21 protein-coding genes are annotated in these 19,670 nt (G+C 62.7%); 17 read left to right on the forward strand and 4 right to left on the reverse strand.

Annotated elements, in window-relative coordinates; translation table 11 throughout:
• Positions 1 to 49: 49 nt before the first annotated feature.
• Complete coding sequence (locus tag CHB90_RS19950; protein WP_085880444.1) at positions 50 to 364, reverse strand: hypothetical protein; 315 nt, start codon at positions 362 to 364, stop codon at positions 50 to 52.
• A 132-nt stretch (positions 365 to 496) separates the two neighbouring features.
• On the opposite strand from CHB90_RS19950, the gene CHB90_RS19955 reads away from it, so the two are divergent.
• From CHB90_RS19955 to CHB90_RS20010, 13 genes are all read left to right on the forward strand, one after another.
• Entirely contained in the window at positions 497 to 916 is a 420-nt protein-coding gene (locus CHB90_RS19955; protein WP_085880443.1) for an acyl-CoA transferase, read from the forward strand.
• A 24-nt stretch (positions 917 to 940) separates the two neighbouring features.
• Positions 941 to 1,879 carry a phage tail tube protein gene (locus tag CHB90_RS19960; protein ID WP_089279602.1) on the forward strand — a complete coding sequence of 313 codons (939 nt, stop codon included), beginning with the start codon at positions 941 to 943 and terminating at the stop codon, positions 1,877 to 1,879.
• Positions 1,879 to 2,316 (forward strand): hypothetical protein, encoded by a 438-nt coding sequence (locus CHB90_RS19965; RefSeq protein WP_085880441.1) that lies wholly within the window; start codon positions 1,879 to 1,881, stop codon positions 2,314 to 2,316. The genes CHB90_RS19960 and CHB90_RS19965 overlap by 1 nt, the downstream gene beginning before the upstream one ends.
• A gap of 98 nt (positions 2,317 to 2,414) precedes the next feature.
• Positions 2,415 to 2,543 (forward strand): DUF7697 family protein, encoded by a 129-nt coding sequence (locus CHB90_RS27355; RefSeq protein WP_268808013.1) that lies wholly within the window; start codon positions 2,415 to 2,417, stop codon positions 2,541 to 2,543.
• Complete coding sequence (locus CHB90_RS19970; protein WP_089279603.1) at positions 2,536 to 4,950, forward strand: phage tail tape measure C-terminal domain-containing protein; 2,415 nt, start codon at positions 2,536 to 2,538, stop codon at positions 4,948 to 4,950. The genes CHB90_RS27355 and CHB90_RS19970 overlap by 8 nt, the downstream gene beginning before the upstream one ends.
• Positions 4,950 to 5,576, forward strand: coding sequence for a DUF2460 domain-containing protein (locus CHB90_RS19975; RefSeq protein ID WP_085880439.1), 627 nt, complete (start codon positions 4,950 to 4,952; stop codon positions 5,574 to 5,576). Before CHB90_RS19970 ends, CHB90_RS19975 begins: the two co-directional genes overlap by 1 nt.
• On the forward strand, positions 5,573 to 6,457 hold the full coding sequence (locus CHB90_RS19980; RefSeq protein ID WP_089279604.1) for a DUF2163 domain-containing protein: 885 nt from the start codon (positions 5,573 to 5,575) through the stop codon (positions 6,455 to 6,457). Before CHB90_RS19975 ends, CHB90_RS19980 begins: the two co-directional genes overlap by 4 nt.
• Positions 6,454 to 6,888, forward strand: coding sequence for an NlpC/P60 family protein (locus CHB90_RS19985; protein ID WP_085880437.1), 435 nt, complete (start codon positions 6,454 to 6,456; stop codon positions 6,886 to 6,888). Before CHB90_RS19980 ends, CHB90_RS19985 begins: the two co-directional genes overlap by 4 nt.
• A 9-nt stretch (positions 6,889 to 6,897) precedes the next feature.
• Positions 6,898 to 10,866: a baseplate multidomain protein megatron gene (locus CHB90_RS19990; protein ID WP_089279605.1), complete on the forward strand. Its 3,969-nt coding sequence runs from the start codon at positions 6,898 to 6,900 to the stop codon at positions 10,864 to 10,866.
• 10 nt (positions 10,867 to 10,876) lie between these two features.
• Positions 10,877 to 11,953 carry a DUF2793 domain-containing protein gene (locus CHB90_RS19995; RefSeq protein WP_089279606.1) on the forward strand — a complete coding sequence of 359 codons (1,077 nt, stop codon included), beginning with the start codon at positions 10,877 to 10,879 and terminating at the stop codon, positions 11,951 to 11,953.
• 19 nt (positions 11,954 to 11,972) lie between these two features.
• Positions 11,973 to 12,260: a DUF6127 family protein gene (locus CHB90_RS20000; protein ID WP_089279607.1), complete on the forward strand. Its 288-nt coding sequence runs from the start codon at positions 11,973 to 11,975 to the stop codon at positions 12,258 to 12,260.
• 72 nt (positions 12,261 to 12,332) lie between these two features.
• Positions 12,333 to 13,007, forward strand: a complete 675-nt coding sequence (locus tag CHB90_RS20005) for a YcbK family protein (RefSeq protein WP_089279608.1) — start codon at positions 12,333 to 12,335, stop codon at positions 13,005 to 13,007.
• Positions 13,004 to 13,261, forward strand: coding sequence for a hypothetical protein (locus tag CHB90_RS20010; RefSeq protein WP_089279609.1), 258 nt, complete (start codon positions 13,004 to 13,006; stop codon positions 13,259 to 13,261). The genes CHB90_RS20005 and CHB90_RS20010 overlap by 4 nt, the downstream gene beginning before the upstream one ends.
• A gap of 454 nt (positions 13,262 to 13,715) precedes the next feature.
• On the opposite strand, the gene CHB90_RS20020 is transcribed toward CHB90_RS20010, so the two are convergent.
• From CHB90_RS20020 to CHB90_RS20030, 3 genes are read right to left on the reverse strand one after another with little or no spacing between them, the layout of a single operon-like run.
• Positions 13,716 to 14,651, reverse strand: a complete 936-nt coding sequence (locus CHB90_RS20020) for a plasmid partitioning protein RepB C-terminal domain-containing protein (protein WP_089279611.1) — start codon at positions 14,649 to 14,651, stop codon at positions 13,716 to 13,718.
• Positions 14,648 to 15,541, reverse strand: a complete 894-nt coding sequence (locus tag CHB90_RS20025) for a ParB/RepB/Spo0J family partition protein (protein WP_089279612.1) — start codon at positions 15,539 to 15,541, stop codon at positions 14,648 to 14,650. Before CHB90_RS20025 ends, CHB90_RS20020 begins: the two co-directional genes overlap by 4 nt.
• Positions 15,535 to 17,112, reverse strand: coding sequence for a recombinase family protein (locus CHB90_RS20030; RefSeq protein ID WP_342744978.1), 1,578 nt, complete (start codon positions 17,110 to 17,112; stop codon positions 15,535 to 15,537). The genes CHB90_RS20025 and CHB90_RS20030 overlap by 7 nt, the downstream gene beginning before the upstream one ends.
• Before the next feature lie 139 nt (positions 17,113 to 17,251).
• Here CHB90_RS20030 and CHB90_RS20035 point away from each other — a divergent pair, with 139 nt between their 5' ends.
• From CHB90_RS20035 to CHB90_RS26300, 4 genes are all read left to right on the forward strand, one after another.
• Complete coding sequence (locus CHB90_RS20035) at positions 17,252 to 17,554, forward strand: hypothetical protein (protein ID WP_089279620.1); 303 nt, start codon at positions 17,252 to 17,254, stop codon at positions 17,552 to 17,554.
• 88 nt (positions 17,555 to 17,642) lie between these two features.
• Positions 17,643 to 17,903 carry a ribbon-helix-helix domain-containing protein gene (locus CHB90_RS20040; protein WP_089279614.1) on the forward strand — a complete coding sequence of 87 codons (261 nt, stop codon included), beginning with the start codon at positions 17,643 to 17,645 and terminating at the stop codon, positions 17,901 to 17,903.
• Positions 17,900 to 18,211 (forward strand): type II toxin-antitoxin system RelE/ParE family toxin, encoded by a 312-nt coding sequence (locus CHB90_RS20045; protein ID WP_089279615.1) that lies wholly within the window; start codon positions 17,900 to 17,902, stop codon positions 18,209 to 18,211. Before CHB90_RS20040 ends, CHB90_RS20045 begins: the two co-directional genes overlap by 4 nt.
• 87 nt (positions 18,212 to 18,298) lie before the next feature.
• Positions 18,299 to 19,600 (forward strand): hypothetical protein, encoded by a 1,302-nt coding sequence (locus CHB90_RS26300; RefSeq protein WP_141135933.1) that lies wholly within the window; start codon positions 18,299 to 18,301, stop codon positions 19,598 to 19,600.
• The last annotated feature ends 70 nt before the right edge of the window (positions 19,601 to 19,670 follow it).

Here is a 19,670-nt window from a genome sequence, read left to right on the forward strand (position 1 = left end):
ATGCTGAGAGTTCTCAGCGCTTTACGATTGCCCACGTCATCGGTGAGCCCTATCGGCGTCCGAGCTTGCCGAATTCGCTGTCCAGCAACGCGCGGATTTTTTTCGATGCGCCGCGCAGGGCTGCGTCTACATTCGCATCACTGTGGGTGACGGTCTGCGGCTGCATTCCCTCGGGACGTGCTTCGATGGTGCAGTGAATGTCGTCAGCCCCGCCCTTGGCGCCGTTCACATCGACCAAGTGCACCTCGATGCGCGATAGACGATCAGTCAGATGCCCTAGCGCCGATGTGACAACCGTTTCAGCAACTTCGGCCAGGCGGTCATCGCCTTGGATATTGGCATCGGTGTTAAATTGAAACTGCATGTAGGTTCTCCTGTGTGTGATCACCTACCATGAGAAACCATGAAGATGACTGATCCAGCACAAGTCCCCCTGCACGATCAGTAATAACGCCTGCGTCTTGATAACGCGGGCGAGGATTCGAGGCCACCGACAATGCCCACCCCTCGCGAAACCATCCTCACCGCGCTGCACGCGCGGCTTTCGGCGCTGCCCGCCACGGCCCTGCGTGGTGAGGTGCTGCCCGAACGCGTGCCTGCCGTTGGCCTGCTTATCCTGCGCGATGGCGAGCCGGGGGAGCCCGAAGTCACGCTCTCGCCGCTGCGCTATCATTACCAGCACCGCGCTGAGATCGAAGCTGTCGTTCGAGGCACCGACCGTGACGCCTCCTTCGATACGCTGACCGCTATTATTGGGGCAGCAATTGCCGCTGACCGCACGCTGAGCGGGCTCTGTGACTGGATCGAAGCCGAAGCGCCACGGCCAGTTGATTTGCCCGTAGAGGGGGCGGCCAGCCTGAAGGCGGCCGTCATTCCGGTGGTGCTGCACTATTCAACGGCCGATCCGCTGGCCTGATCCCCACAACCTGAGGAGAACACGATGGCACGAGCCCAAGGGGCGCGGGCGCAGATGGCGCTTGCGTTCGAGACGAATTATGGAACGCCACCGGTGGGTGGCTTCACGAAAATGCCCTTCGCCAGCACGTCGCTCGGCGCGGAGCAGCCGCTGCTGAACTCGGAACTGCTGGGCTACGGCCGAGACCCGCTCGCCCCGATCAAGGATGCGGTGACGGCGGACGGCGACGTCGTGGTCCCGCTCGACGCCGAGGCCTTCGGGTTCTGGCTGAAGGCGGGTTTTGGCGACCCGACCACGACCGGCACCGGTCCCTGGACGCACGAGTTCCAGTCAGGAAGCTGGACGCTGCCCAGCATGTCCATCGAGACCGGCATGCCTGAGGTCCCGCGTTTTGCGATGTATTCCGGATGCGTGCTCGACCAGATCAACTGGCAAATGCAGCGATCTGGCCTGCTGACGGCAACGGCCCGGCTTGTGGCGCAGGGCGAGACCACCGCTACGACCACCAGCGCAGGCACGCCAGCCGCTCTCGAATTGCAGCGCTTCGGCCATTTCAATGGGGCGATCACGCGAAACGGCACCGCCCTCGGCAACGTGGTTTCAGCCGACATCACATATGCCAACAACCTCGACCGGATCGAGACCATCCGCTCAGACGGCCGCATTGATGGGGCCGACCCGTCAATCGCTGCGCTGACCGGCTCTATCGAGGTCCGTTTCGCCGACCAGACGCTGGTAACGCAGGCGATCAACGGCGATCCCTGCGAGTTGGAGTTCGCCTATGTGCTGCCGTCTGGCGAAAGCTTCACCTTCACCGTGCACGCCGTCTACCTACCGCGCCCCCGGATCGAAATTTCCGGTCCGCAGGGCGTGCAGGCGACCTTCGACTGGCAGGCCGCACGCGACAGCACGGTCGGCCGGATGTGCACCGCAACCCTTGTGAATGATGTGGAGATTTACTGATGCTGACGCTCGATCTGACGAATGCACCCCGCTGGTATGATCTCGCGCCGGGCGTCCGGCTGCAGCTGCGCCCGCTGACCACGGCGCTGATGGTTGCAACGCGCAGCGATGCGGCTGTCGAGGCGGTCCCGGTAGACGCTTCCGACGAGGAACGCGCCGTTGCCTTCGCCAAGGCGCTGGCGCGGCGGGCAGTCCTGTCCTGGGAGGGCATCGGTGATGCCGATGGCAACGTGATTGTCCCCAGCCCGGACGCCATCGACGCGTTGCTCGATGTCTGGCCGATCTTCGAAGCCTTCCAGCTGACCTTCGTCTCCAAAGGCCTGCTGCTGGACCAGGAAAAAAACGTCTCCGCGCCCTTGCCGAATGGTCCTTCGGCGGGGGCGAGCGATACTGCGACGCATGCACGCAAGCCTGCCAAGACTGCCCCGCGCGGCTGAACCGACCCACCACCTTTGAAGGCTGGCAGGTCTGGGACCTGGTCGGTCGTCTCGGCGGCCAGCTCCGCGTGCTGCCGGGCGCGGTGATCGGATGGGACATGTCGGCGGCACTGGCACTCGGTGAAGCCCTCGGCATCCCGCCTCTGGCCATGGCTGAACTGCTGCCCGTCATCGAAGCGGTGATGGTCGCCAAACTCAACGAACAGATGGATCATTCCCATGGCTGAAAAGCGCGTTTCTGTCCGACTTGCCGCAGTCGGCGGCCGACAGGTGCGTGCCGAGCTGGAAGGCGTGGGCGAAGCCGGGGCGCGCGGCTTCGGCCGCCTTAGCCGGGAGATGGAAGCGGCCAATACACGGCTCGCGGCGTTTTCCCGCCGTGTCACAGTGGCCGCCGCTGCCGCCGTGGCCGCCGCTGCTGCTGCTGGCGTGGCGATGGTCCGATCCGGGCTGCAGACCGTCGACGCGCAGGCCAAACTGGCTCAGTCTCTCGGGACAACGGTCGCCTCGATCCAGACGTTGGAGCGGGCGGGTGAGTTGGCGGGCGTCTCCATCTCCGGGATTGAGCAGGCGACCAAGGATCTGACTCGACGGCTCAGCCAGGCTGCCGCCTGGACTGGTCCCGCTGCCGATGCGCTGGAGCGACTGGGGCTATCTGCCACTGACCTGATTGCCCTGCCGCTGGATCAGCGGGTGGGGGCGATCAACGCCGCCATTGAGGAGTTCGTGCCGGTCGCCGAGCGTGCGGCTGTCGCCGGTCAGCTCTTCGGCGAAGAAGGCTCCATCGCGATGTCGCGCATCGACACCGCGACACTGCGCCAGGCGACCGAGGACGTCCTCGCGTTCGGTGTCGTCGTGTCCGAGCAGGACGCCGACCAGATCGAGCGGACGAACGATGCGATCTCCCGGCTTGGCCTGATCTGGCGCGGGCTGTCGAACCAGCTGGCGGTCGCGGCAGCCCCCGCGCTGGAGGCGGTTGCCAATGCCATGGCGGCGGTTGCGCGCACGACGGGCCCGCTCGGCATCGCGATCCGGGGACTCTTCGACAATATCGGCCGTCTGACCACCTATGCCACCACGTTTGTGGCTTTTCTTGCAGGGCGTTGGGTCGCCGGGATGGCGGTGGCGGCCTTGTCCGTGCGCGGAATCGCCACGGCGCTGGTCTTGCTGCGCGGCGCGCTGATCCGCACCGGCATCGGGGCGTTGATCGTCGGTGCAGGCGAGCTTGTTTATCAGTTCACCCGCCTCGTTTCCGGCGCGGGAGGTTTCGGCGAGGCAATGTCGCTCCTGAAGGACCTCGCCGTCGAAGTCTGGGACCGCATCAAGATGGGCGCTGCGGCGGCGGGCGCTGCCGCCACGGCGATGTTCTTCGATCTGAAGGCCGATGCCGCCTCCGGCATGCAGAGCGCCATCGAGAGTGTTGTGGCTTTCGGCAACACGGCGGCGAACACGTTCGAGGGCGCATATGAGGCGATCAAGGCGATCTGGGGACTGCTCCCGGCGGCCATCGGCGATCTCGCGTTTCAGGCGGCCAACAGCCTGATCGACGGTGTCGAGGCGATGCTGAACGGCGTCGTCTCGCGCATCAACACATTCATCGGCGGGATCAACCAAGGGCTGGAAGCGCTCGGCTCCGAGCGGCGCATCTCGATAATCCCCGATCTCGAACTGGGCCAGATCGAGAACCGTTTTGAAGGTGCAGCGACGGCTGCGACCACCGCCGCACAGGTAGCGTTCGACCGCGCTTTCGAGAACAACCCGCTCACAGCCCCCGATCTCGGGCTTACTGCAGCGGCCAATACTGCCCTCGCAAAAGCCAACACCTATCGCGGGGCTGCACGCGACCTGGCCGAGGGCGCGCGTGCGCCGCTCGCCAGCTGGCAGGCCCTGCGTGACGCCGTGCAGGGCAGCAATGAGGTTGGCGCAGACGCGCTGACCGAGGCGACTGGCGCGGCTGAGCGTTTGGAGACAGCCCTTGGCGATGCTGGACGTGCGGCTACGGGTGCCGGTGCTGCGGCCGGGGCTGCTGCCACTGCCGCCGAACCCAATAGCGAGGCCGCCGTCACCGGCTGGCAGGCGGTCACCGCAGCGCTCAGCGACTATGCCAGCAAGGCCCGGGATATCGGCGGCGATATCGGCCAGGCGCTGGTTGGCGCGTTTCAGTCGGCAGAGAACGCGGTTGGAGACTTCGTGAAGACCGGCAAGCTGGATTTTCGCGATCTGGTCACCTCGCTGCTGGCCGACCTTGCGAAGCTGGCGGCGCGGCGGTTCATCCTGGGACCGATCGCCAATGCGCTTTCCGGCGCGCTTGGCGGCGCGGGTGGTATCTTCGCGAACATCCTGCATGCGGGCGGCATGGTCGGCGCCTCTTCGCCAGGCCGAATGGTTCCAGCCATGGCGTTCGCGGCAGCGCCCCGGATGCATTCCGGCGGCGTTGCCGGTCTGCGCCACGATGAAGTCCCAGCGATCCTGCAGCGGGGCGAACGGGTGCTGTCGCGCCGTGAAGCACAGAGCTACGGCGGCGGTGGAATCAATGTCACCATCATGGCCCGCGACGCTGAAAGCTTCCGGCAGTCGCGCACGCAGGTCGCGGCTGACATCGCCCGCGCCGTGTCGTTGGGTCGGAGGGGCATGTGATGGCGTTTCATGAAGTCCGGTTTCCCGACAATATCAGCCGGGGCGCTCGCGGCGGGCCGGAACGTCGCACACAGATCGTCGAGCTGGCCTCCGGCGATGAGGAGCGCAACGCCAGCTGGGCCAATTCCCGACGCCGTTACGACGTCGCCTACGGTATCCGCCGCGCGGACGACCTTGCGGCGGTCGTTGCCTTCTTTGAAGCACGAAACGGGCGGCTGTATGGCTTCCGTTTCAAGGACTGGGGCGACTACAAGTCCTGCCTGCCCTCGGGGACGCCATCGCCGAGCGATCAGGCGATTGGTGCCGGCGACGGCACGACGACCGCCTTCCAACTGGTGAAGCGCTACGCCTCCGGAGCGCAATCCTGGACCCGCACAATCGTCAAGCCAGTGGCGGGCACCGTGCGCATTGCGCTTAGCGGAGTCGAGCAGCCGTCAGGCTGGTCGGCCGATACCACGATGGGCCTCGTCACCTTCAATACCGCACCAGGGGTGGGCGTCTCCGTCGCCGCAGGTTTCGAGTTCGACGTACCCGTCCGCTTCGACACCGATGCGCTCGACGTGACGCTTGATCTCGAGCGGCTGGGTTCGATCACCTCCATTCCACTTCTGGAACTCCGCCGATGAAAAGCATCAACCCCGATCTGCAAACGCATCTGGACGAGGGCACGACGACGCTGTCCTGGTGCTGGCGGATTGCCCGCGCGGATAGCGTGACCTTCGGCTTCACCGACCACGACCGGACGCTCAGCTTCGACGGCACCGATTTCGAGCCGGAAAGCGGGCTGACGGCCTCCGAGGTGCGATCGGGGTCTGACCTGTCGGTCGATGCGCAGGACGCGGAGGGCGTGCTGACCTCAGACCGGATCACCGAGACCGACATTCTCGATGGCCGCTGGGACAACGCGGAGGTCGAGGTCTGGCGCGTGAACTGGGCGGACACCGGCCAGCGCGTGCTGATGCGCCGGGGTGCCATCGGCCAAATCCGGCGCGGAAGGCTGGCCTTTGTTGCCGAGGTCCGCAGCCTCGCGCATGTGCTGGGCCAAACGGTCGGGCGAACTTTTCAGGCGACCTGCGATGCCGCACTCGGCGACGCCCGTTGCGGCATCGATCTGGAGAACTCCGCGTTCAAGGGCACGGGTGGCGTCATTGATCTACTGCGCGACCGGGCCTTCACAGCATCAGGGCTCAGCAGTTTCCCGTCCGGCTGGTTCACCTTCGGCACGGTCGAATGGACAAACGGCACGAATGCCGGGCGGCGCGCCGAAATCATCGCGCATGACGTGACGGACGGCATCGCGGTGCTGACACTGCTCGAAGCACCAGTGCGATCTATCGTGGGCGGTGATGCTTTCACCATTCGCGCAGGCTGCGACAAGCGTATCGAGACCTGCAGCACGAAGTTCGCCAACACCGTCAACTTTCGCGGCTTCCCGGACATCCCCGGCCAGGACGCAGTTCTCCGCTACGCCACCAAGGATGGTGGACATGAGGGGGCGGTGCTTTGAAGGCCGTAGATCCTCAATACGTCGTAACCATCGCGCGGTCCTGGCTCGGCACGCCGTATCACGACCAAGCCAGTCTCAAGGGCGTCGGATGCGATTGCCTTGGGCTCGCCCGGGGCGTCTGGCGTGAGGTCGTCGGCCCTGAACCGTTCCCGATCCCGCCCTACAGCCGCGACTGGGGCGAGACCGGCCCGCGCGAGGTTCTTGCGGATGGGGCTCGGCGCATGATGCCGGAGATCGCCACTTCTGATGTTGTTTCGGGCGCGCTGGTCCTCTTTCGCATGCAGCCCCGCGCCATCGCGAAGCATGTCGGGATCCTCACTGGACCGGACCAATTCCTCCACGCCTATGAGCGCCTCGGCGTGATCGAGGAACAGATCACCCCGCCTTGGCGGCGGCGCATCGCCTTCGCCTTCCTGTTCCCACAACGCTGAGATCCCCACATGGCCACCCTCGTTCTCGGTGCCGCAGGTGCTGCCATTGGCGGCAGCATTGGCGGCGCGATCCTCGGCGTCAGCGCCGCGACCATCGGTGGCTTCATCGGTTCCACCATCGGCTCGGTCGTGGACAGCTGGATCATCTCGTCACTGGCACCCACCCAGCGGATCGAAGGCGCGCGGCTGGACAATCTGCGCATCACCTCGGCCACTGAAGGTGCGGTGATCCCACGCCTCTATGGCCGCATGCGGATGGGTGGCAACATCGTCTGGGCGACCGATTTCCGCGAGGAAACCAAGACCACTACGCAGGGTGGCGGCAAGGGCGGCGGGGGTGGCGGCAAGGTCAAGACCACCGAGTATTTCTACTATGCGAGCTTCGCCGTGGCTCTCTGCGAGGGGCCGATCACTGGCATTGGCCGCATCTGGGCCGACGGCAAGCTGCTGGATACCGGCGGGATCACATGGCGCTGGTATCCGGGCGACGAGAGCCAGGCGGCCGATCCGTTCATTTCAGCGAAGATGGGCGCGGCCAACACGCCCGCCTATCGCGGCACGGCCTATGTGGTCTTCGAGGACCTGCCGCTCGGTAACTATGGCAACCGGATCCCGCAGATGAGTTTCGAGTTGTTCCGCCCGCTTGCCGATCCTGATACAGCGGAGGGGCTGACGCAGGCCGTCACCATGATCCCGGCCTCGGGCGAATTCGCCTATGCCACGGAGGGCATTCGGAAGGGCAGCAGCGGCTCGTCCGAGCCTGAGAACCTCAACGCGCTGACCGACACCGCTGACATTGTGGTGGCGCTGGACCGCTTGCAGGCCACGGCGCCGAAGGTCGAGAGCGTGTCGCTGGTCGTCGCCTGGTTCGGCGACGATCTTCGCGCAGGCAATTGCAAGGTGCGGCCCGGCGTTGAGGTCATCGCCAAAACCACCACGCCGTCGACCTGGTCCGTGAATGGCGTCACCCGCGCCAGTGCCTTCCTCGTCAGCCGCGACGATGAGGATCGTCCTGTCTATGGCGGCACGCCCGCCGACTTCGCCGTGGTGCAGGCGATCCAGGAAATGAAGGCGCGCGGGCTGCGGGTCACCTTCTATCCCTTCATCCTGATGGATGTGTCGCCCAGCAATACGCTGCCAAACCCGTATTCTGACAACGCTGCCGAGACCGGCCAGCCCGATTTTCCGTGGCGGGGGCGGATCACCTGTTCTCCGGCGGCGGGCTACGCCGGGACCGTGGACAAGACCGCCACGGCCGCAAGCCAGGTCGCGGCCCTGTTCGGCGCGGCCACGCCCGCGAGCTTCAGCGTCTCGGGCCAGTCGGTTTCGTGGACCGGGCCATCCGGCGACTGGGGTCTGCGGCGGATGGTGCTGCACTACGCCCATCTCTGCGCGGCGGCGGGCGGGGTCGATGCCTTTCTGATCGGGACGGAAATGCCGGGGGTGACCACCATCCGGTCAGGCGCGAGCACCTATCCAGCCGTGCAGGCCTATCGGGATCTGCTCGCCGATGTGCGCTCGATCCTCAGGTCCGACACCAAGATCGGCTATGCGGCGGACTGGTCGGAGTATTTCGGCCACCAGCCGGGCGACGGCTCGGGCGACGTGTTCTTCCACCTCGACCCGCTCTGGGCCGATCCGGAGATCGATTTCGTCGGCATCGACAACTACATGCCACTCTCCGACTGGCGAGATGGCTTCGATCATGCCGATGCGGCCGAGGGCTGGCCCGCGATCTACGACCGCGCCTATCTGCAGTCGAACATCGCGGGCGGCGAAGGCTTCGACTGGTTCTATGCCAGCGCCGCAGACCGCTCAGCGCAGGTGCGCACACCGATTTCGGATGGGGCTGCGGCAAAGCCATGGGTCTTCCGCTACAAGGATCTGCGCGCCTGGTGGTCGAATGCGCATTACAACCGCCCCGGTGGGGTGGAGAGCGGAACGCTGACGGCATGGACCCCGCAGTCGAAACCGATCTGGTTCACCGAGCTCGGCTGCCCGGCGATTGACCGGGGCACCAACCAGCCTAACGTCTTCTTCGATCCGAAGTCTTCCGAGAGCTTCACGCCGCATTTCTCGCGGGGCTGGCGCGACGACGCGATCCAGCGCGCCTATCTCGAGGCGACGTATCTCTGGTGGGGCACCCCGGCGAACAACCCAGTGTCATCGGTCTACGGCGATCGGATGGTGCATGTCCCCGAATGCGCCGCCTGGACCTGGGACGCGCGGCCCTATCCGTTCTTCCCGGCGCTCACCGATGTCTGGACCGACGGGGCAAACTGGCGGCTGGGACACTGGCTGACCGGGCGGCTTGGAGCGGTGTCGCTGGCCGCGTTGGTGCGCCATCTTTGCGTGCGTGCGGGAATGCCCGAGGCTCGGATCGACGTCACCGGTCTCTGGGGTGCGCTCGAAGGTTATGCGATTGGCGCACTGGAATCCCCGCGAGCGTCCATCACAACGCTGTCGCGGCATTTCGGCTTTGACGCGGTGGAGACCGAGGGCATGATCCGTTTCGTGATGCGGGGCCGGGCCGCCGTGGCAAACGTGATGCACGACGATCTTGTCGCGGCCAGCGAGGGCGACGTTCTCGAACTGACCCGCGCGCAGGAGACGGAACTGCCGCAGGCGCTCAAATGGCAGGTAGCGCGGGCCGACGAGGATTATGATGCCGCCCTCGTTGAGGCGCGCCGCATCACTGTCGACACAACGCGGATCGCCTCGGAGAGCTTTCCCATGGCAGTCCCGCCAGAAGAAGCTGAACGCCGCTGCCGTCGCGCGCTGATGGAAGCCTGGACCGGGCGGGAAACAGCAGCGTTTCGACTGCCACCCTCGCGGCTGGCGCTGGATCCGGCGGACGTTGTCACGCTGGCACATGACGGTCGGCACATCCCGCTGCGGCTTGTTTCCATCGCAGATGCGGAGGCACGCGGGATCGAAGCCGTCCGTCAGGACCGCGAGGCACACGATCTGCCACCCGGATCGCCACGACCGTCGTCCCTGTCAAAAGCCGTGGTGTTCGGCGCGCCCGAGGTGGTGCTGCTGGACCTGCCGCAACTGACCGAGGATCAGCCCGCGCATCGGCCGCTCATCGCAGCGCACGCCGTTCCCTGGCCGGGCGAGATGGCAGTGTTCCGCAGCCCATCGACGGACGGGTTTGAACTGCTGACGACATTTGGTGGCCGTGCCCGGATCGGAACGCTGGTCTCGGATTTCTATGCTGGTCCCACATCGCGGTTCGATCTCGGCAATGCGCTGGTGGTCGATCTGCTCTCTGGTACGCTGGAAAGTGTCACGGACCTGACGCTGTTCGGCGGGGCAAATGCGCTCGCCATCGAGACCGCGTCAGGTTTCTGGGAAATCGTCCAGGCGGGCACAGCAGACCTGATCGCGCCGGGCCGCTATCAACTGACGCGGCTCTTGCGAGGACAGCGCGGCACGGAAGCGGCTATGGCCAATCCGGCTTCTACAGGCGCACGGGTCGTAGTTCTCGACGAGGCCCTGGCATCACTACCCATCGCCGAGGCTGACCTCGGGCTTCCGTGGAACTGGCGCATCGGTCCCGCAAGCCGCGCAGTCAGCGGTGAGACCTATGTCGCTGCCAACTTCACGCCGGTGGGCGTGGGTCTGCGGCCGTTCTCAGTGGCCCATGTCGAGCAGCCATGGCGCAAGCCGCGCGCGCCCGGCAATTTGACGATCCGCTGGACGCGGCGGTCCCGGGCCCTAGCAGCCGACAGCTGGGGCGCGGTGGAGGTGCCGCTGATCGAGGAGGTCGAAGCCTACGAAGTCGAGATCCTCGATGGCAGCACAGTGAAGCGGGTGCTGAGCGTGACCACAACAAGCGCGTTCTACAGCTCTGCCGACCAGACCGTCGACTGGGGCGCGCCGCTCGCGCCCGGCGACACGCTCGACATCCGCATCTTCCAGATCTCCGCCCTGATCGGGCGGGGTGCGGCCAAAACCGTCACGCTAACCTTCTGAAGGCCAGCCCATGTCCGACACCACGACCAATCTGCTACTGCCCTACATCCTCGCGGCGCAGGCCCAGAAGCATGTCACCCATAACGAGGCGCTGCGCATCCTCGACGGGCTGGTGCAGCTCTCTGTGCTCGATCGCGACCTGACAGCGCCGCCCGGCAGTCCGGCAGACGGCGACCGATACATCGTGGCCACCGGCGGCACCGGCGACTGGGCGGGCTGGGACCTGAATGTCGCGCTGTTCACAGATGGAGCATGGTTGCGACTGCCGCCGCGCGCTGGCTGGCGGGTCTGGGTCGAGGACGAGGGGCTGCTTTTGGTCTACGATGGATCCGGCTGGGTCGGCACCACGCCAGCGTCCCTGCAAAACCTCGCGTTGCTCGGGCTTGGCACGACAGCCGATGCCGCCAATCCGTTTTCAGCCAAGCTGAACGCGGCACTCTGGACAGCCAAGACCGTGGCCGAAGGCGGGACCGGCGATCTGTTCTACACCATGAACAAGGAAGCGGCGGGCGACGATCTCGGCCTGACCCTGCAGAGCGGTTTCGTGACAAAGGCGCTCGTCGGGCTGTTTGGCTCCGAAAGGTTCCGCCTCGCTGTTTCGGCCGACGGCAGCACCTTCTTCGACGGTCTGATCGTGGACAACGCCACCGGCATCGTCGAGCAGCCGCAACTGCCGCGCTTCAAGGCTTACACGAACTACGACAACTACGTCGGCGTCGGCACCTGGACGAAGATTGGCCTGAACAACACCGACTATAATGATCAGGGCTGTTTCGATGCCGGGACAAACCTGTTCACAGCGCCTGTGGACGGCACTTACCTGTTCGGCGCAACGCTGCTTTACAAGATCAACGCCAGCGCTACTGCCCGCATGCGTGGGCGGCTGGTGCTGAACGGCGCGACCGAAATCCGGGGTTCTTTCGGCGAGATCTCCGCCACCCACGTCACGCTCGCCACCGCCATCTGGCTGCAGACCATGGTGCCGCTCACCGCAGGCGATACCGTCGAGCTGCAGGGGTATTTCCGGGTCGCGGACGGCTACTTCGCCGCCGATCACACGTCCTTCTGGGGCTGCAAGGTCGGCTGAGCGGTGGGAGGATGATCCGATGACACCACCCCGATACGAGGGCTTCGTGCGCATGCCTGATGCCGAGTTCGAGGCCATGCTGGCACGGGCCGCCGAGAAAGGCGCAAAGCGTGCGCTGGCGGATGTGGGCCTCGATGGCGACGAAGCCGCGCTCGATATCCGGGATCTGAGATCACTATTGGATTGCATCCGGCTGGTGCGCCGCACCGCGATGCAGACCGCCGTCCGCATGATCACCACCGGTGTGATGCTGGCTCTACTGGCCGGGATCGCGATTAAGCTGAAAATATTCGGCGGCGGACCGTAGCCGGACCAAACACCCTGCATACCCAACCTGAACCTGCCCTCGTGGCGGGTTTCTTCGTTTCTGGAGGACACCATGACCACGACCTTTTACGACCATTGGCGCGACGTGCCAGAAAGCGCCTGGCGCTGGCCCAACTTCTCGCCCGCCGAAATTGCCTGCCGAGGCACCGGCAAGCTGCTGATCAACGAGCCCGCGCTCGACAAGCTGCAGGCGGTGCGCGACCGGCTGGGCAAGCCGCTGATCGTGCGGTCCGCATATCGTAGCCCGGAGCACAACCGCGCCGTTGGTGGCGCGACGCGTTCCAAGCACATGGACGGCGCGGCCTTCGACATCGCGATGTCGAACCACGACCCGGTCGCCTTTGAGGCGGCAGCCCGCGCGGTCGGCTTCCTAGGTTTTGGGTTCTATCCGCGTTCGGGCTTCATCCATGTCGATCTTGGACCTACCCGCCAGTGGGGTGAGCGCTTCCCGGTTCGGGCGACGGCCTTCGCCGAGGAAGCGCGTCCCGCGCGCGAGGTTCTCGCCGACAGCCGCACTATGAAGGGTGGCGGAGCGGCCGGAGTGGCGACGCTGGGCGCGGCCGGGGTCGAGGTGGTGCAGAGCGTCATGGCCGAGACGCAGACCGCCATCCTGCCGCTGGTGCCGTATCTCGATACGCTTCGCTGGGTGTTCATCGCGGTTGCTCTGGCTGGCATTGCTGTCACGATCTATGCGCGCCTCGACGACTGGAAGCGGGGGCAGCGATGATCGTCAACATTCTCGGCAGGATCGCTGCTACCCGATGGGCGAAGGCCGCGCTCCGCTACGGGACCATCGCCCTCACCATCGTCCTGTTCCTGCTCTCATTCCGGCGGTCCGGCGAGCGCGTAGGTCGGATCGCTGAACGTCTCGAAACTACGGAGAAGGCCAATGAAATCCAAAGCCAGATGCTGGTGGCGGCGGCTCGTCGTCCTCGCAATCGCGACGAGCTGCTTGACCGGCTGCGCGACGGCGGGTTTTGACACCGGCGGCGTAGGGGCATGCCCGCCAGTCGTGGAACATAGCAGGGAGCTCGAGGCACGGGCGGCCGAGGAACTGGCTTCGCTGCCGAACGGATCTGCTGTTATCGAGATGATGAGCGATTATGTGGTGATGCGGGATCAGTCGCGGGCTTGCTGATAGAGGCGACACCCGAAAAAGCCTGCGGCATTCAAATTACTGATGTTCTCACCTCTCGGTCGCCCATTCAGGCGTGCCAACCCTGCCCATCGGTCGGCACGCCTGTTCCTATCTCTGACCAGGAACCCCTGGTCAGGCGGCCGGCGAAAACTCGAGCCAGCCTGGTGGGCTCCGAACGGGTTCGCCGCCATTCCCACCACCGCACTTGATCCGCCCCACCGTGCGGCGTCTCCTGCGGTCCCCGCGCTTATCGGGTCCGGGTCCCCATTTTTCGCCATGCGTTCCCTCTTGGGACGATCAGCTATCCGCTTTCGAACCTGCTTCGGGGTGCGCCGACAGCTGACCGAGATGGGCAACGATCTTGTGGAATTCGTTCAGAATTTCACCGTGGTATTTGGCGAGATATCGCGTAAGCCTCTCGTTAAGGAGCAGCCGCTCGACATAGCGACCTGCCACAACCAGTCTGAGATGGTCTGGCCCCAAGGTGTCCTCGATCAGCTTGATATTGCGCTGCAGACTTGCCATTTCTGTACGCATGCGTTCCGCCTGTTCAGGTGACACTCCCGGATCCTTCTTTGCGACAGGGTCCACCAAGTCACCCGCTTCGGTTGCGGCTAAAATGGCATCTGCGTAGGCGACAGAATAGTTGTTCGCCGCGATCATCAATTCGGCAGCCTGTATCTGGCGCATGGGCTTCATCTTGCGCAGTGCCCTGAAGCAGTTGAGCGGGCAATGCTTTGCTTTCAGGAGATCCGCGACTTCGGGACAGATCCCGTTCAGAAGTGTACGCTTGCGCCGGATCAGTGCCAAGTCCACGTTCAAGGCAGCCGCGATCCGGGCCTCGGAAACGCCCCTTTCGACGGCGCGCAGGATCATCTTGTGTTCCTGGATCGTCGCTAACCGGCTGATCCGCTTGTTGTATGTGAAGGCTTCATCATCGGTTGCAACAAGGCAGGTGACGTTCTCCTGACCCATCTCCTTCAAGACCTGCAACCTGACATGACCGTCAAGCAGTGTGAAAGTGTCCTTCGGATTTCGATTGCGAGCGATCACAGGCGGTTCGATCAGGCCAACTTCCCGGATGGATGCGGCGATCTGGGCGTATTTTGCGCTCTTGGCCACTGTCGCAGGCAGTTGCTTGACCGGCAGGATCGCAGCAATCGGGATGTTCAGGGTTGTTGGTTCAAAACCAGGTCTCACCGTCTGATCCGATGCTATTCTAGGGTCTTTCATGTACGTGCCTCCCGAAGACCGTCGACAATCATCTGCGGCAGGGTATCGAGACCTTCGGCCCTGAGCAGGGTCAGATAATTCTCGTCCTTCAGTAGGGACTGGAATGCGGCATCGATGAACAGCAAGTTGCTGCGCGTCTGGTCTGCCCTGCGGAGCATGTCGCCCTGGCGTTCGGCCTCTGCACGATAGGCACGCACCAGCGCCGCCGATGTCATTCGGGTCCGTTTCCCTTTGCGCCCGGAAATTGCATTGTGTTTACCGTGGCGCTGACGCAACTCTACGAGGCGGCGTGCCTCAAGGAGCTTCTTTCCACGCAACTCACCCGATTGATAAGCGGCTTCCAGCGCTTTCTGAACATCGTCATCTTCCGCGCGTGCAATGTATAGCGCGACGCTGAGTGGCATGTGGCCGGTCTCCACGGCAATCAGCAGCCGTTCCTCGCCCTTTGCAATCAGTTCTCCGATTTCGCGGACATAGGCGAGGGAGAGACCCGTCTTGCTGGCAATCTGTTGGTCAGAGTTTCCGCGTTCCCGCAACAGACCGATATCCTGCAACAGTTCGAGCGGGCGGTGCTGGCGCCGGGCAATATTCTCAATAACACTGCGCAAAAGCCGTTCTTCTTCATCGGCCTCTATAACGATGGCATGGATATGAGTCTGGCCGAGGGCAGCGAACGCCTCCATTCGGCCCTGGCCACATACAAGCCGGTATTGATCTTCGCCGCTCTCGACAGCACGTGACACTGTGATCGGCTTTTTCAGCCCCACCTTTTCGATGCTTTCAACAAGCTCTCGAAACGTTTTCTCGGAACGTTCACGTGGGTTTTCGACTGTTATTGCTGCAATCGGTATGCTCAGCACAGTCGTCGTCTGATCGAACCCGGTCACCATGGTGCGACTTCCGACACCGGGACGCGCCGCGCCATGTCGAATAAGAAATCGAGCGTATCGAAGCGGAAGGCATCCAGCATCAGGCCATTCTCCTCAGTAAGCCCCAGCCGGTTTGTTCGCATCTCGAATTGGGGCAGAAGGTAATAATCGAGCGCGGCCTCGTTGCTGCGGTCCATCCGGATCGCAATGGTGATATCGGGGGCAAGACCTGTGTCGAAGCGCACTTTCCAACGCAACGTCCCGGCATTGGTCTGACGGCAGCGCGCCACGACGATGGACGCGCTGAATTCCTCGTTTAGGGTCAGCAAACCAGTCGCGGCGTCCCTTGTAATTGTACCACCAAGACGGTTGATCTCGTCCATGACATGATCAACCGCGCTGGCGTGGAACGCTCGAAGCAGGCGGTTGATTTCGATGTATCTGTAGTCGCGATCTGGCTTGAAACCGACAAGTTCATAGGCGCGCAAAAGGCTTCCAAACCGATGGGCGTATGCACCACTGGAGGGCAGCCCGTCAGTCTCGTCGATCACCAGCCCGGATATATAGCCGTGACGCAGAAATAGTTTGTTCAGCCTTGCCAGCATCTCGTCATCGGAATACCGCCGGTTTCGCTCCTCAATGATGCCCTGAACCTTATGAAACTGTTTTTGTTCAACAATTGCATCGAATGCGCCATCAGCCCGGATCCACATTTCCGGTTCGTTTGCGACATGCTTCCGCTTCAGCTTGAATGAACGTCGGTTGTAGACGTTGTTGCCAATGTATTTTTCGTTGGTCAGGATCTGATGAACTGTTGCGCGGGTCCAGGCGCGATCAAGGTCGGTCAGGATGCCTCGCTCATTGAGTTCGGTCGCAATTTCGCGCTCAGACTTCCGTTGCTTGAGAAATCGCGCATAGATCCAGCGAACGGTCTCTACTTCCTCCGCAGGCCCCGGAGCAAGAATGACACGATCCGTTTGCAGGCTTTTATGCTCGCCGCGTTTCAGCTCGGCCTTCGGCTGCCCTTGCTCATCCAGCAGAACCCGTCTCAGTCCGTAGCCTGCCGCACCCCCTTGGCGATATCCCATTTCGATCAGACGGCATTGCCCAGCAAAGACCTTGGTCGACAGCTCGCGGCTGTATTCTCCGGCCATGGCTCGTTTGACGCCCTTGACGATGGTCGCAACCGGGCTGCCGTCATTCTCGAACTGCTCGGCGCAATACTGAACCTGCTTGCCCGCGCGGCGGCAGATGTATTCGTAATAGGCCGATTCATCGGCATCCTGAAACCGCCCCCAGCGGCTGACATCATAGACCAGGATGACGTCGAAATCGGCGGTACCTTCCTCCACATTCCGGATCAGGCGCTGCAGCGCCTCGCGCCCTTCGATCCTGAGGCCGCTTTTACCCGCATCTGCGTAGGTTTGGACAATTTCCATGCCCTGACTTGCAGCATAGGCGAGAATGGCGTCGGACTGGTTTTCGGTCGAGTATTTCTGATGTTCGGTCGACATGCGGACATATTCGGCAGCGCGCCGAGGCGGGGGAGAGGGCTCGGGGCCGCTGGTCGTTTTCAAATTTGCTCCGGCCAATTCAGCCCACCCGATCTATTTCACTGGCATATCATCCTGGCGTCTCCTGACGGTTGGCCTCGTGTTCCAACTCTGCTCAAAATTCGATTCTGCCGTTTTCATGTCTCCTTCCAAGTATTTAACGGAAAGGGACGAGATGATGCGGATCAAGATGGGCACAGTTGTGCCGAAGATGGGCACATTTGTGCACCTTGATGCTCCACAGACGGACTATCGCCGTGCGATCGCCATGGCACTGCACGAGGAGCTGGGATCCACCCATCGGGCGATCAAGTCGGCCATGCGCTGGACCGGCGCAAGCGAACGGACTGTGAAATACTGGTTCGCGGGCGAGCGGGGACCAAGCGGCGACCATCTCATCGCCCTTGCCCGAAATTCCGACGTGGTGCTCTATGTCTTTCTGGCGCTGGCAGACAGGCATGCCGAAGAAGAAGGCGGTTGAGCCGCAGGGCAAGAGGGCAATCCGGACGCTTGCGGCGTGAGTAATATTGGTTATATTGAACACAGAAACCCTGATCGGAGCTTGTGCAATGTCCCGCACCACAACCATGACAGTCCGCCTTAGCGGCGCTCTCAGCGATTTCGTTGCAGCGAACGTAGGCGATAACGGGTCCTATGAGAACATCAGCGAGTATGTTCGTGACCTGATCCGGCGTGACAAGGAGCGGACGGAAGCAGAGGCCTTCGACCGACTGAAGGCCGAACTGACCCGCGCCTTCGCGGCACCGGAAGAGAGCTACAAGCCGCTCAGCGCTGCTGAAGTCATCGCGCGGAACCGGAAGGCCGGATGACCGTCCGCATCCAGGAGGCGGCCTCACTCCGGCTCGACGACATCTACCGCTATACGCGCGACCGGTGGGGCGAAGCGCAGGCGGACCGCTATATCACCGGTATGTTCGAAGCTTTTGAGATGATCGAAAAACATGGGCCGTCGTCGAAACCTGTTCCGGCAGAGTTCGGCGTGGACGGATACTATTTCCAGTATGAAAAGCACTTTGTGTATTGGCGCTGGTTGTCAAACGGCGACATCGGCGTGGTTACAATCCTTCATGAGCGGATGCACCAAATTGATCGCTTCCGGGATGACTTTTTTGGATAATCGATTTCTGATATTGTTTCGGCAAAAGTCTCGGCTGACCTTGCCAGATTTCAAAGTAATTGAGTCTTTTTATTTTCGAGGCGCGCGATGAGAGAACAAGAATTCCGATCGTGGCTCGAAAGTTCGGGTTCTGATGAAAAAACAATCGGATCGAGGGTCAGCAGTGCGAAACGCATTGAAGCTGCCATAGGTGATCTTGATGAACGGTTGGACGCCGAGGGATACGAGACGCTTTCTGCTCAATTTTTGTACAGCGCTGAAGACGAACGTGATGACAGACCAAACCCGTCGCCGATTTCTATCGATGGAAATCTGCGAAATGGACTAGCGAGCTTAAAACACGCCTTGCGGCTCTACGACAGTTTTCGGAGCAGTGATCCATCAAAGCAGTCGAACGACGCAGTTGTCAAACAATTGGCGCGCGTGGAAATCGAAGGCGCTATGGATGCCTATGAGGCATATCGCGAAGCTGGTGAAGATGGGCCATTTCTGGGCAAGAATTTTCGAACGCCAAAGGACTTCTGGGTGCGCTCGTCACAACCACGAAAGAACCGGATTTTTCCATCGAAACCAGTTCATTATGGGGCAAATGGTCGGGTTGGGAGTTCTGGCGGCTGGGGAGGGCCGAGCTATTCCGCTGCAGCGCTCCACAATTCCGGGTATATCATCGTTGATGAACAGGACCAACCCGTTGCCTTTCCGACAGACAAGCCATTCTTGGTCCGCGATGCGGATCGCATCCGCCTTTGCGCACTGAACTACTTCATCGCTCCTGCTCGCGAACGTGGGGAGGCCTATGTTTCGATCCGGGCAGGTGATTTGAGTAAAGAGTTAATGTTGAACGAGGCTTGGCCTAACGTGTGCCAGGCATTGAAGGGTAAGAAGTTTCAAGAGCTTGCCGGTGTGTCGCCGCCTGTTCAGGAAGGCCCGGATGCGAGTACGACAACAACTTTCACGTTTGATGTTCGTGAAGACGGGAAGCAGCGGACAATGAAAACAATCACAGACAGCCAATCGCAAACCGCCACGAACCTCATCCTCTATGGCCCACCTGGCACTGGTAAGACCTATACAACGGCGTGGGAGGCGGTGAGGCTTTGTCTGGGCGACGATACCGCCGCCCCGTTTAACCCGCAATATTCACCGGCGGTCCGTGTGCGGTGTGATTTCGGGGCGCGGTCGGGTTTCTTGACCTTGCGTGTGGCAGGAAGGGCGATCACGCTGCCGACGTTCGCGTCATACGTGTGGGTGGATGTGTTCGCGGCGCTTTCGGGCGAACGCGGTGATGCATCCGCACACGGCGTTGAACGCCACCGGGATCGGTGGCGACGGTCGGGAAGCGCGGTCATACAGGCGGTTCGGATCAGGGGCCGGCCCAATGCATCCTGATGATTGTCGGCCATAGCATAGACCAGAAAGGCGCGGCGCTGCTTGCAAGCGCGAGCGTCATCCGGCGGCC

Origin of the sequence: Antarctobacter heliothermus (assembly GCF_900188425.1) — a bacterium.
Classification (GTDB): Bacteria; Pseudomonadota; Alphaproteobacteria; order Rhodobacterales; family Rhodobacteraceae; genus Antarctobacter; species Antarctobacter heliothermus.